Here is a 12,523-nt window from a genome sequence, read left to right as displayed (position 1 = left end):
CAGGCCTGAGACGGGCGGCGTGACGTCCGCCCTGCCCGCGGCCCGGCCCGGTTCGCTAGGCCGTGCCGGGCGGCGGCGGGGCGGTGGAGTCCCGGACGACCACGTGGGTGCCGAGCATGGCGTGCTGCTCGGCCGAGGACACCTCGCCCTCGCGCAGGCCCAGCGCCAGCCGCACGGCCGTCCGGCCGAGCTCCTCGTAGGGCACGTGCACGGTGGTCAGCTGCGGCCGCAGGTCGGTGGCCGGGTCCACGTCGTCGTACCCGACGAGGGAGACGTCGGCGGGGACCTCGATCCCCGCGTCGCTCAGCGCCGCCAGCGCGCCCGCCGCGACGGTGTCGGTGACGGCGAAGACGGCCGTGAAGTCACGGCCCACGCGGAGGCGTTCGCGCAGCCGCTCGTACGCCTCGGCGCGGGTGAAGTCCGAGTGCTGCACCAGCGTCTCGTCGAAGGGCGCGTCGAAGTCGGCCAGGGCCCGGCGGTATCCGGCCAGCCGGCCGGCCGCCGTGGTGGAGCCGTTCGGACTGGTGCCGAGGATGAGGATCCGCCGGTGTCCCTGGGCGAGCAGCCGGCTGACGACGGCGTACGCGCCGCCCTCGTTGTCGTACTCCACACAGGTCGCGGGAACGCCGGAGCCGAGCGGTGGACGGCCGCAGAGCACCAGCCGGGAGCCGGAGGCGTCCAGGGAGTGCGCGATGGCCGTCATCTGCTCGCGGTAGGCGGCGTCGTCCACCACGCCGCCGATGAGGATGACCGCGCCCGCGCCCTGCTCGCGCATGGTGCGCACCACAGACAGCTCCCTGACCGGGTCGCCCTGGGTGGTGCAGATCAGGCAGATCCGGCCGCGGCGCGCCGCCTCCTCCTCCACGCCGTGCGCCACCTGCGCGAACGACGCGCCGCGCACGTCGTTCAGCACGAAGGCGACGGTGGGGGTGCCCCGGCCGCGCAGGGCGCGGGCGTGGGTGTTGGCGACGTAGTCCAGCTCCCGGATGGCGCGCAGCACGCGCTGCCGGGTGCGCTGGGCGACCGGGTAGTTGTCGGCGAGCACGCGGGAGACCGTCGCCATCGAGACCCCGGCGCGCTCGGCCACGTCGCGCAGGGTCGCCGGCGCTGCTGGGGTAGCGGACGCGGCGTCCGAAGGGATCATGGCAACGCTCCGCAGAAAGCGTTTCTCGGCCTGCTGCTCATCGTGATGAGTCTATCCGCCCAGCCTCGGCCGAATCGCCGTCCCGTGGCGCCCTGAGCACCGCGCGGAGCCCGGCGACGCGCCTGGACAGCGATTTCTACGGGGTGCCGGCTCCCCCCTCCCCGCGCCCGGAGCACGGTCCGGCAACCCCGGCAGCAACCCTCGCGGCGTCGGCGGCGACTTACCAGTATGGCGAGAGTTCCCCATCCTTCCCCCCACGCGGGGGAACTCTCGCCGCCTTCGCTCTCCCCCGGGCCGTCGGGGGCGCGCCGGAGCAGGCGGACGCGGAGTCGGCCGACTGCCGGGGCAGCGAGACGGGCCGAGGGGCCGCCGCGTCGGCGGCGGGAAGCCGGCGACCGGCCCGGCACGGACACCGGCGAGCCGCCGACGGCAGGACCGACGCGTCACGCGCACAACGCGCCGACCTGCGGACCGTGACCGACCGGAGCGGACCACAGGCAGCCGGGCACGCACGCCGCGTACCGGAGCAGCGGGACGGCGACGGCGAAACGGCCGAGGATCCGCCGCGCCAGCGGCGGAACAGTCAGCGAGCTTGCCCGGCGCGGACACCAGCGGTCCTGCCGACGGCAGGACCGACGCGTCACGCGCACAACGCGCCGACCTGCGGACCGTGACCGACCGGAGCGGACGGGCCTCCGCGTTCCGCGCGGCGAGCGCGGCGAGCGCGGCGAGCGCGGCGAGCGCGGCGAAGGAAGCTACCGGCCAGCCGGCCGGCGGCGCCGGCCGCAGCCCGAGGGCGAGCCGCTCCGGCTGGTGAACCGCGACAGCGAAGACCATCGCTCGGGCCCTCGCACGGCGGGTGGCCCTCTGGACCAGGACGGAGGCCACCGCCCTCGCACCGGCGCGGAGCAGCGGGTGCGGTCGGGGGCCACGTCCCTTCTACATGGCCCCGGCCCGGCACCCGCTGCCCCGCGCCTCGGCTTGGGCGGGTGCGCGGGGAGGCCATCGCCCACTCCCCGCGCACCCGCGGTCTTCGTGGCGCCGTGTCACCGGCGCCGTCCGGCGTCCGCGGGTCGCTGACGCCGGCTACTGCAGCCAGCGGTGGCGGCTGACGAGGGGCAGCCTGGCCCAGTACCGGCCGAGCCCCCAGACGCGCCCGGCCGAGCAGGCGGCCGCCACGATCATCGCGGCCGCGTAGATGACGTGTTGATCGACGAGGGGGTTGGGGGACCCGCTCGGCGAGCCGTCGGACAGGTGACGGGCGGGCGGGAACTCGCCGAGCCAGAGGAACAGCATCATGGCGGTGCCCGCCACGGCCGTGAGGCGCAGCGCGACGCCGCACACGAGGGCGACGCCGAGGCCGAGCATCCCGGCCATGTACAGCAGGTCCACCCAGGCCTGGCCGGCCCAGTCGTGGTAGGTCGACTCCATGGGGCCGACGGAGACGTTGGCGAGATAGCCCTCCGCCGGCGAGTTGCCCTCCAGCCACGAGCTCTCGGACGTGGTGGCGTAGCCCCAGCCGAAGGTCTTGTCCAGGAAGGCCCAGAGGAAGATCGACCCGGTGGCGATGCGCAGCGCCGCCAGCGCTCTGCCCGCGGCCGGTGACGCGGCCCCGACGCGGTCCCCGGCGACCGCCGGGGGTGACAGGGCTGCGGTGGTAAGGGATGACATTTCAGGCCCTTCTCGAATCCTTTGCCACGACAGGGTCGTGACGTCTCATCGGGAGCGAGAACCGCCGCCGGGTGGTGGACCCTCCGGCGCCCTGCGGGCGGTCGGCGGTCCGATTTGGGAGCGCTCCCACCCGACGGCGGCAAACACATGCTGCGAAAATGTCATGCCTTCGTCAATGACCTCGACCGTTCCAGTTTCAAACAAATGCTTGCCCAGTACGCCCCACCCGCCCCGGATGACTACAGGAGGTGTCGACACAGCCATCCGGGGCGGGTCCCGCCTCAATCCGCGTCGTCCCTGACGGAGTCGAAGCGGCGGCGCCCGCACACCCACCGGACAACCCCCGCTGAACGGGGGCCCGGAGCGGCTACACAACGGTGGGAGGCGGAGGGATTCGGGAACGTACGGCGTTCGGACCGAAGGGTGGCGGGGACACGAGCACGGCAACCGGCGGCGGTCACCGAGTCACAGCCCCTCGCCTCGACTTCGCCGGTTGAACGCACTGAGCTTGTTGGCTTCCTTCACCCACAGCCAGAGCAGCGGGCGGCGGTCCTCGCCACGCCGACGCTCGGCCTCGCCCCGTTCAGCCGGCGGCGGGTCGCCGGCGTCCTCGTCGCACTCATGTGCGGACGACCGGCTGCCAGAGCAAGAGAGGTGGCGCGCGAGCGGGATGCCTTGGGGGGGTGGCATGGTTGCGGCCCTTCTCGATCCTTGGGTCTCCGGTAGAGAGCCACCGCCGAGCACGAGCGTCCCGCGGCCAATGGGAGCGCTCCCACTCAGCGGATGTCTTCATACTGCGGGCGCGTAACGGTCAGGTCAACACCTTGTGCGTTCCTTTTTGAAACAGAGAAAACTGCCAACGACGCCGATCCGTCTAGACCACCTGCACGGCGTGAACCCACGCCGTCGGCGAATGGCCCGGTGAGGCGCGCGGCGTGGGGCCTCACCCCACCCGATGGCTTCGGGGTGTGAAGCCGCCTCCCCCTGCTCCGGCTCCCTGCTCCGGCCACGTGCTCCGGCGACGCCGCGGCGTCCCGCCCGCGCCGGACGCGAGACGGGAAAATGCGTTGAAATTCGGCCCCTCGGACCAGGACCCTTGCCAGGTTGACCACTTCCGTTCGAGCCCAGTCTGGGATGTCATGCAGATTCGCGATCTTCCGTACTCCGACCCCGGGGAGCCCGATGTACGGTCCGGATTCCGGTTCCTGGTCTGGCTCTTCCGCCGCCAGCTGGGCGGCCAGGCGCGGACGCTGGCCTGGGGGATCCTTCACGTCTCCTGCGTCGGCACGCTGCCGGTGTTCCTCGGGCTGGGCGTGGACGCCGTGGTGGACGGCTCGGGCCGTGAGCTCGCCGTCATCGCGCTGCTGATGCTGGGGCTCACCGCCGTGATGGCGTTCGCCGACGCCATGGTGCACCGGACGGCGGTGACCAACTGGATCACGGCGGCGGCGCGGGTGCAGCAGTTGCTGGCCCGGCGTACCGCCGAGCTCGGCGGCGTGCTGACGCGGCGGGTGGCCGCGGGGGAGGTGGTGAAGGTCTCCACCGGCGACGTGGAGAAGATCGGCTGGTTCGTGGAGTCGTTCTCGCGGTTCGCCGCCTGCGTGGTGGTGACCCTGGGCGTGTGCACCGGGCTGGTGGTGTACGAGCCGAGGCTGGGGCTGATCGTGGCGGCCGGGATCGCCGCGGTGGTGCTCAGCGTCTTCCCGCTGCTGCCGGCGGCCACGCGGCGGGCCGACCGGGAGCGGGCGAAGTCCGGGCGGGCCACCGAGCTGGCCTCGGACACCGTCGCCGGGCTGCGCGTGCTGCGGGGCATCGGCGGCGAGGAGCTGTTCCTCGACCGGTACCGCCGGGCCTCGCAGGAGGTGCGGGCGGCGTCGGTACACAGCGCGCGGATGTGGTCGCTGATCGACGCCGTGCAGGTGGTGATGCCCGGGCTGCTGCTGCTCGCGGTGATCTGGCAGGGCGCGCAGCTCGCCCGGGATGGGCGGCTGTCCGCCGGCGAACTGGTCACCGTCTACGGCGCGGTGATGTTCCTGATGTTCCCGCTGCGCATGTTCCAGGAGACGGCGATGGCGTTCACCTTCTCCCGGCCCTCGGCCAAGCGGGCCGTGCGGGTGCTGGCGCTGCGGCGGGAAGAGGAGGCGACGGCCGCGCCGGAGGGGCCGCTCGCGGGCGAGCTGTGGGACCCAGTGACGGGGCTGCGCGCGGCCGAGGGGCTGCTGACGGCGGTGGTGTGCGGCGATCCGGACGCGGCGGAGCGGCTGGCCGAGCGGCTCGGCGGGCATCCCGCCCAGGGCCGGGGCGAGCCCTCGGTCCGGCTGGGGGGCGTCGCGCTGAACGAGGTGCCGCTGGCGAACGCCCGCGAGGCGGTGCTGGTCCAGGACAAGGATCCGGTGCTGCTGTCCGGCACGCTCCGGGAGCTGCTGGCCGTGCCCGCTTCCGGGCGGGTGTCGGCGGCCGACGCGCTGCGGGCCGCGCAGTGCCAGGACGTGCTGCGGGCGCTGGCCCAGGGGGCGCCCGACGCGAGCGGGGACCCGATGCGGACGCGCATCACCGAGCGGGGCCGTTCGCTGTCAGGCGGCCAGCGGCAGCGGCTGGCGCTGGCCCGGTCGCTGATCACCGACCCGGAGGTGCTGGTGCTGGACGAGCCGACCTCGGCCGTCGACTCGCACACCGAGGCGCGGGTCGCGGAGGGCGTGGGGGCGCTGCGGTCGGGGCGCACCACCGTGGTGTTCACCTCCAGCCCGCTGCTGCTCGACCGCGCGGACGCGGTGGCGTTCGTGCGCGACGGGCGGGTGGCGGCCACCGGCTCGCACCGGGAGCTGCTGCGCGCCGCTCCGGAGTACCGGGCGATCGTGACCCGGGAGCCGGAGGCCGACGCCGCGGCCCGGCCCGATGACGACGCGGGGTCCCGTGACGCGGAACCCGCCTACTACGCCGAGGAGTCCGCATGATCGGGGTCAGACCCCCGGAGTACGACCCGGCCACCGGCGAGCACGCGACCCGGCTCCCCGTGGCCGGCCCGGCCACGGTCCGCGCCTACGTCGGCGACCTGCTGCGCCGCCACCGGGGGGCGTTCGCCGTGCTGGTGGCGGCCAACGCGGTCGCGGTGATCGCGTCGATGGTCGGCCCCTATCTGCTGGGGCAGGTGATCGAGTCCCTCGCGGACGGCGAGAGAGAGCTGCACCTGGGGCGCACCGTCGCGCTGTTCGCCGTGGCGCTGGCGGTCCAGGCGTTCTTCGTGCGGCTGGTCGTGCTGCGGGGCGCCATGCTGGGCGAGCGGATGCTGGCCGACCTGCGCGAGGACTTCCTGGTCCGCTCGGTGGCGCTGCCGCCGGGAGTGCTGGAGCGCGCCGGGACGGGCGACCTGCTGGCGCGGATCAACACCGACATCGACCGGCTGGCGCAGGCCATGCGGGAGGCCGTGCCGCAGCTGGCGATCGCCGTGGTGTGGGTCGGGCTGCTGCTGGGCGGCATCGTGGTCACCGCGCCGCCGCTCGGCCTGGGCGTGCTGATCTCCGTGCCGGTGCTGCTGGCCGGCTGCACGTGGTACTTCCGCCGGGCGCCCTCGGCATACCGCTCGGAGGCGGCCGGATACGCCGCCGTGGCCGCCGTGCTGGCGGAGACGGTCGATGCCGGGCGGACCATCGAGGCCCACCGGCTGGAGCGCGACCGCGTCGCCCTGTCGGACCGGCGCGTGAAGGAGTGGACCAGTTGGGAACGCTACACACTCTGGCTGCGTTCCATTCTGATTCCGACGATCAACGTCTACCACGCCACGATCATGGGCGGCGTGCTGCTGCTGGGCGGCTGGTTCGTGCTGGAGGGCTGGGTCAGCGTGGGCGAGCTGACGACCGGTGCACTGCTGGCGCAGATGATGATCGAGCCGGTGGGGATGATCCTGCGCTGGTTCGACGAGCTGCAGGTGGCGCAGGTGTCGCTGGCGCGGCTGGTGGGGGTGCACGAGATCGAGGACGAGGCGGGCGACGACGCGGTGACGCCCGAGGGCCGGGAGCTGACGGCCGACCGGGTGCGCTTCGGGTACGTGGCGGACAACGACGTACTGCACGGCGTGTCGCTGGAGGTGCCGCCCGGCACCCGGCTGGCGCTGGTCGGCCCGTCCGGTGCGGGCAAGTCCACGCTGGGCCGGCTGCTGGCCGGGATCTACGCCCCCCGCCGGGGAGAGATCACCCTCGGCGGGGCGCGGCTGGCGGGCATGTCCGCCGAGCGGGTGCGCGAGCAGGTGGCGCTGGTCAACCAGGAGCACCACGTGTTCGTCGGGCCGCTGCGGGACAACCTGCTGCTGGCCCGGGAGGACGCCACGGACGCCGAGCTGTGGGCGGCGCTGGGCGCGGTGGACGCGGACGAATGGGTGCGGTCGCTGCCGGACGGCCTGGACAGCGAGGTCGGCTCGGGAGGGCTGACCGTCACCCCGGCCCAGGCACAGCAGATCGCGCTCGCCCGGCTGGTGCTGGCCGACCCCCACACGCTGGTGCTGGACGAGGCGACCTCGCTGCTGGATCCGCGGGCGGCCCGGCACCTGGAGCGCTCGCTGGCGAGCGTGCTGGAGGGGCGGACGGTGATTGCCATCGCGCACCGGCTGCACACCGCCCACGACGCTGACGTGATCGCTGTGGTCGAGGACGGCAGGATCAGCGAACTCGGCAGCCACGACGAGCTGGTGGCGGCGCAGGGGGCCTACGCCGCCCTGTGGCGCTCCTGGCACAGCTGACCCGGGTCACCGGAGGGAGCGCCGGGGGCGTGGCGGGATCAGGCGGCGAGGACCGCCGCCCCCACGCCCCCGGCGGCGCCGATCACCACGAAGACGGGCATCAGTATGCGGTTCTCCACCCAGGCGCCGGCCCGGAAGCGCATGAAGCGGGGGGTGCCCAGCGGGTACCAGCGCTTGCCGGCGATGGGCAGCGGCCACAGCATGGGGCAGCCGGAGATGGTGAGCGCGTCGCCGAGGGTGTGCACCACGGCGCCGATCACGATGGGCAGGCCGATCCACAGGTAGGGCTGGTCCTCGAAGAGCCAGTTGGAGCCGTTGCCCGGCTCGTCGAGGGTCGCGGCCAGCAGCCAGGCGCTGGTCGCGCCGAGCAGCCACACCAGCACGTCGCTGGAGACCCGGGCCATCCGCCACAGCAGGCCCTCCACGGCGAGCACCACGTGGACGAAGAGCGTGACCAGCACCGCCCAGCGGCCCCAGGCGACGGCGGCGGCCGAGAAGCCGGCCCCGATGAGGACGGCCCACACCCATGTGTGGGTGAGGGTGCGGTGCCCGCCGCTGCGGCGCCGCTCGCCCTTCGCCCGGGTGGCGTTGTAGACGACGGCGGAGATCTTCCCTATGAGGATGGCCAGCAGCCGGGACGGCGGGCCGAAGGCGCGGGAGATCGTCGCCGAGGGCTGGTCGAGGTCGGGGGCCAGCGCGGCGCCCGCGCAGATCAGGGTGCCCACCACGAGCACCGGCCAGGGCATGGCATGGTCCGCGTACGCGACCGCCGCCCCCACCCCCAGCCACACGGCCGCTCCTGACAGTGAATGCGCCGGTCCCATCATGACTGCGCCCCGCCCCTTCTGTTGTCGACTCGCCTGCCGCGTCGCAAGGTTGTCGTCCTGTGAGTTCTTCGTCGGCGCGACAGCGTAGTGCCTCGTGATCTTCGCAGGAGCGGCCGGTTCCCGCCCGGACACCGGATGCGGGCAGTATGGGGGCGTGACCCTTATCGATCAGATGCCGGACGGCAGCGACCCCGATGCCCTCTTCGACGCGTTCTCGACGTGGGCGACGCAGCAGGGGATCTCCCTGTATCCCGCGCAGGAGGAGGCGCTGATCGAGGTGGTGTCCGGGTCGAACGTCATCCTGTCCACCCCGACGGGCTCGGGAAAGTCCCTGGTCGCGGCGGGGGCGCACTTCGCCGCGCTGGCACGGGATCAGGTCACCTTCTACACGGCGCCCATCAAGGCCCTGGTGTCGGAGAAGTTCTTCGACCTGTGCAAGCTCTTCGGCACCGAGAACGTGGGGATGCTCACCGGCGACGCGTCGGTCAACGCCGACGCGCCGGTGATCTGCTGCACCGCCGAGGTGCTGGCGTCGATCGCGCTGCGGGACGGGGCGGAGGCGGACATCGGCCAGGTGGTGATGGACGAGTTCCACTTCTACGCCGAGCCGGACCGGGGGTGGGCCTGGCAGATCCCGCTGCTGGAGCTGCCGCAGGCGCAGTTCGTCCTGATGTCGGCGACCCTGGGCGACGTCAGCCGCTTCGAGGAGGACCTGACGCGGCGCACCGGCCGGCCCACCGCCGTGGTGCGCTCGGCGACCCGTCCGGTGCCGCTGAGCTACGAGTACCGGGTGGCCACTCTGACGGAGACGATCACGGATCTGCTCGAGTCCCGTCAGGCGCCGGTCTACATCGTGCACTTCACACAGGCGCAGGCGGTGGAGCGGGCGCAGGCGCTGATGAGCATCAACATGTGCAGCCGGGCGGAGAAGGACGAGATCGCCTCGCTGATCGGCAACTTCCGCTTCACCACGCGGTTCGGGCGCAACCTCTCGCGGTACGTGCGGCACGGCATCGGGGTCCACCACGCCGGGATGCTGCCGAAGTACCGGCGGCTGGTGGAGAAGCTGGCCCAGGCGGGGCTGCTGAAGGTCATCTGCGGCACCGACACGCTGGGCGTCGGGGTCAACGTGCCGATCCGTACGGTGCTGTTCACCGCGCTGACGAAGTACGACGGGAGCCGGGTGCGGGTGCTGCGGGCGCGGGAGTTCCACCAGATCGCGGGGCGGGCCGGGCGGGCCGGGTTCGACACCTCGGGGCTGGTGGTGGCGCAGGCGCCCGAGCACGTGGTGGAGAACGAGAAGGCTCTGGCCAAGGCGGGCGACGATCCGAAGAAGCGCCGCAAGGTGGTCCGCAAGAAGCCGCCGGAGGGCTTCGTCAACTGGAGCGAGAACACCTTCCAGCGGCTGATCGCCGCCGATCCTGAGCCGCTGACCTCCCGCTTCCGCGTGACCCACGCCATGCTGCTGGCCGTCATCGCCCGGCCGGGCAACGCGTTCGACGCGATGCGCCGGCTGCTGGAGGACAACCACGAACCGAGGCGGCAGCAGCTGCGGCACATCCGGCGTGCCATCGCGATCTACCGCTCGCTGCTGGACGGCGGCATCGTCGAGCGGCTGGAGTCCCCGGACCCGCAGGGGCGCATCGTGCGGCTGACCGTCGACCTCCAGGCGGACTTCGCGCTCAACCAGCCGCTGTCCACCTTCGCGCTGGCCGCCTTCGAGCTGCTGGATCCCCAGTCGCCGTCCTACGCGCTGGACATGGTGTCGGTCGTGGAGTCCACGCTGGACGATCCCCGGCAGATCCTGGCGGCGCAGCAGAACCGGGCCCGGGGCGAGGCGGTTGCGGCGATGAAGGCGGAGGGGGTGGAGTACGAGGAGCGGATGGAGCGGCTGATGGACGTGAGCTACCCGCGGCCCCTGGAGGAGCTGCTGTTCCACGCCTACGGCGTCTACCGCAAGAGCCATCCGTGGGTGGGCGATCATCCGCTCTCCCCCAAGTCCGTCGTCCGGGACATGTTCGAACGGGCCATGACTTTCTCCGAGTTCGTTTCGCACTACGAGCTGGCGCGCACCGAGGGCATCGTGCTGCGCTATCTGGCCAGCGCCTTCAAGACGCTGGAGCACACCGTCCCCGAGGATCTGAAGTCGGAGGATCTTCAGGACATCACCGCCTGGCTGGGCGAGATGGTCCGTCAGGTGGACTCCAGCCTGCTGGACGAGTGGGAGCAGCTGGCCAACCCCGAGGTCGAGGACGCCGACGAGGCGCAGGAGCGGGCCGACCAGGTGACGCCGGTGACGGCGAACCCGCGCGCGTTCCGCGTGCTGGTGCGCAACGCCATGTTCCGCCGGGTGGAGCTGGCGGCCCTGGACCGGTTCGAGGAGCTCGGCGAGCTCGACGGCGAGTCCGGCTGGGACGCCGACGCCTGGTCCGATGCCCTGGCGGCGTACTGGGAGGAGTACGAGGAGCTGGGCACCGGGCCCGACGCGCGCGGGCCCCGGCTGCTGCGGATCGAGGAGCTGCCGCAGGACGGCCTGTGGCGGGTGCGGCAGACCTTCCACGATCCGGAGGGCGACCACGACTGGGGCATCTCGGCCGAGGTGGATCTGGCCGCCTCGGCGGCCGAGGGCCGGGCTGTGATCAAGGTCACCGACGTCGGTCAGCTGTGACCGGTGCGCGAGGCCGGGCGAGGGCGCGGGCCTCTCGCAGCGCCTCGCGCAGCATCCCGGCGTACCACCGCGATTCGTCCGGGTCGGTCACCCTCAGCACGGCCCGCACGGCCGCGTCCTCCCGGTGATCCCCCAGCGGCGGGCGCAGCCGGTGGAGCCGGGCCCGGGCGACGGGGTCGGGCACGGTGTCGGTCACCACGGCCGGGTCGAGCACCGCCGCCGCCACCGCGGCCCTCTCCCAGGCGTTCCCGGCCTGCTGGGCGAGCAGGCCGGTGTGCCGGGCGCGCCATCGCCGGGGCCGCCAGTCCGCGCCCCCGCGCAGCTCCCGCAGCAGCCCGCCCGGGGCAGGGCCGCTGAGCAGCTCGGGATGTCGCAGGGCGAACAGCCGCAGCTCCTCGGCCGGATACCGCCACACGATGGCGCGGTGGTGGGGGTGGAAACTCAGCGGGGCCAGGCAGCCGCCCCGGGCCAGCCGGGAGAAGCGGGCCGGGGAGATCCGCAGCAGCGCGGCGCCCTCCGAGGCGTTCACGAGGCGGATGCGGTCGCGCAGCGCGCCGGGGAAGCCGGGTGCCGAGGCCAGGCGCTCGATCTCGGCGCGGGGCACCCGCCGCTCCCAGGGGACGCCGGACGCCACGGTGGCGATGTGTCCGAGCCGCACGGCGATCTCCAGCTCGCGGCGCCCGAGAGCGAGCGCCGCGGCGGCGTGCCGCTCGCTGACCGAGGCGTCCGTGCCGCCCTCGGCGTCGCGCCGGCCGGCGTCACGGCCGCCGGCGACCAGGGCGGCGGGGCGGGGGAAGCTCTCCAGGACGGGCGACATGACCATGGCTGTCTCCTCGCAACAGATCGACTACTCTATGTAGTCAGCATAGCCACAGCCAGCCCCTATTGGCAACTCTGCGTGACAATCCGCTGCCTCGACGAGGCCGCCCCGGCGATCAGCGCGTGTCGCGGGCCGCGAGGCCCATGTGCTCCCCCACCTTGTTCACCAGCAGCGTCATCTCGTACCCGACCTGCCCGATGTCGGCCTCGGCGTCCGTCAGGACGCACAGGCAGCTGCCGTCCCCGGCCGCCGTGACGAAGAGCACGCCGTCATCGAACTCGATCATCGTCTGCCGGACATCGCCGCACCGGAAGTGCTCCCCGACCCCGTTGGCGAGGCTGTGCAGACCGGAGGCGACGGCCGCCAGATGCTCGGCACTGCTCCGCCGCAGACCCCGGCTCACCGAGGTCACGAGCCCGTCGCTCGACAGCAGCAGGACGTGTCGCACCCGCGGCACGCGCTGCGCGAGATCGTCCAGCAGCCAGTCGAGCGTGGTGCCCAGTGCCATCCCCAGCTCCCCCTTCTCGTAAGGCGACTGCTGTGTCAGCCTTCCCCACTCATGGGCCATCGGCAACCATTTCTTCGGCACCGCTATCCGGAAGCGACCGTACCGTTTTCTCTGGTCAACCTGCCTGGGGAGATGCCTCGGCCGCCGCGCCCG

General features: G+C 73.1%; 8 protein-coding genes. 3 read left to right on the top strand and 5 right to left on the bottom strand.

Features of this window, described 5'->3' with window-relative positions:
• Window positions 1–55: 55 nt before the first annotated feature.
• Together ACTWQH_RS24950 and ACTWQH_RS24945 are read right to left on the bottom strand one after the other, a co-directional pair.
• Window positions 56–1,144 (bottom strand): LacI family DNA-binding transcriptional regulator, encoded by a 1,089-nt coding sequence (locus ACTWQH_RS24950; protein ID WP_443288979.1) that lies wholly within the window; start codon window positions 1,142–1,144, stop codon window positions 56–58.
• A gap of 1,086 nt (window positions 1,145–2,230) precedes the next feature.
• A complete protein-coding gene (locus ACTWQH_RS24945; RefSeq protein WP_443288978.1) occupies window positions 2,231–2,815 on the bottom strand; it encodes a hypothetical protein in 585 nt (194 codons plus the stop codon).
• A gap of 1,139 nt (window positions 2,816–3,954) precedes the next feature.
• Between ACTWQH_RS24945 and ACTWQH_RS24940 the strand changes: the two genes are divergently transcribed.
• Window positions 3,955–5,769 carry an ABC transporter ATP-binding protein gene (locus tag ACTWQH_RS24940; protein ID WP_443288977.1) on the top strand — a complete coding sequence of 605 codons (1,815 nt, stop codon included), beginning with the start codon at window positions 3,955–3,957 and terminating at the stop codon, window positions 5,767–5,769.
• A complete protein-coding gene (locus tag ACTWQH_RS24935; protein WP_443288976.1) occupies window positions 5,766–7,547 on the top strand; it encodes an ABC transporter ATP-binding protein in 1,782 nt (593 codons plus the stop codon). The genes ACTWQH_RS24940 and ACTWQH_RS24935 overlap by 4 nt, the downstream gene beginning before the upstream one ends.
• Window positions 7,548–7,585: 38 nt before the next feature.
• Here ACTWQH_RS24935 and ACTWQH_RS24930 read toward each other — a convergent pair whose 3' ends face one another.
• Complete coding sequence (locus ACTWQH_RS24930) at window positions 7,586–8,374, bottom strand: metal-dependent hydrolase (protein ID WP_443288975.1); 789 nt, start codon at window positions 8,372–8,374, stop codon at window positions 7,586–7,588.
• Window positions 8,375–8,528: 154 nt separating this feature from the next.
• Between ACTWQH_RS24930 and ACTWQH_RS24925 the strand changes: the two genes are divergently transcribed.
• Window positions 8,529–11,042, top strand: coding sequence for a DEAD/DEAH box helicase (locus ACTWQH_RS24925; protein ID WP_443288974.1), 2,514 nt, complete (start codon window positions 8,529–8,531; stop codon window positions 11,040–11,042).
• On the opposite strand, the gene ACTWQH_RS24920 is transcribed toward ACTWQH_RS24925, so the two are convergent.
• Together ACTWQH_RS24920 and ACTWQH_RS24915 are read right to left on the bottom strand one after the other, a co-directional pair.
• Entirely contained in the window at window positions 11,020–11,865 is an 846-nt protein-coding gene (locus ACTWQH_RS24920; protein WP_443288973.1) for a DUF6397 family protein, read from the bottom strand. The two genes, ACTWQH_RS24925 and ACTWQH_RS24920, sit on opposite strands and share 23 nt — an antisense overlap.
• A gap of 112 nt (window positions 11,866–11,977) precedes the next feature.
• Window positions 11,978–12,370, bottom strand: a complete 393-nt coding sequence (locus ACTWQH_RS24915; RefSeq protein ID WP_443288972.1) for a roadblock/LC7 domain-containing protein — start codon at window positions 12,368–12,370, stop codon at window positions 11,978–11,980.
• Window positions 12,371–12,523 lie beyond the last annotated feature (153 nt).

This window comes from Streptomyces sp. 6N223 (assembly GCF_052246635.1).
Classification (GTDB): domain Bacteria; phylum Actinomycetota; class Actinomycetes; order Streptomycetales; family Streptomycetaceae; genus Streptomyces.
Note: the sequence above shows the minus strand (reverse complement) of the source record. Positions and strands in the feature narration are given on the sequence as shown.

Excerpts from the sequence above, each read along its gene's own strand:
- ACTWQH_RS24920 (WP_443288973.1), bottom strand. The coding sequence starts at position 11,865 with ATGGTCATGTCGCCCGTCCTGGAGAGCTTCCCCCGCCCCGCCGCCCTG.
- ACTWQH_RS24950 (WP_443288979.1), bottom strand. The coding sequence starts at position 1,144 with ATGATCCCTTCGGACGCCGCGTCCGCTACCCCAGCAGCGCCGGCGACC.
- ACTWQH_RS24915 (WP_443288972.1), bottom strand. The coding sequence starts at position 12,370 with ATGGCACTGGGCACCACGCTCGACTGGCTGCTGGACGATCTCGCGCAG.
- ACTWQH_RS24945 (WP_443288978.1), bottom strand. The coding sequence starts at position 2,815 with ATGTCATCCCTTACCACCGCAGCCCTGTCACCCCCGGCGGTCGCCGGG.
- ACTWQH_RS24940 (WP_443288977.1), top strand. The coding sequence starts at position 3,955 with ATGCAGATTCGCGATCTTCCGTACTCCGACCCCGGGGAGCCCGATGTA.
- ACTWQH_RS24935 (WP_443288976.1), top strand. The coding sequence starts at position 5,766 with ATGATCGGGGTCAGACCCCCGGAGTACGACCCGGCCACCGGCGAGCAC.
- ACTWQH_RS24930 (WP_443288975.1), bottom strand. The coding sequence starts at position 8,374 with ATGATGGGACCGGCGCATTCACTGTCAGGAGCGGCCGTGTGGCTGGGG.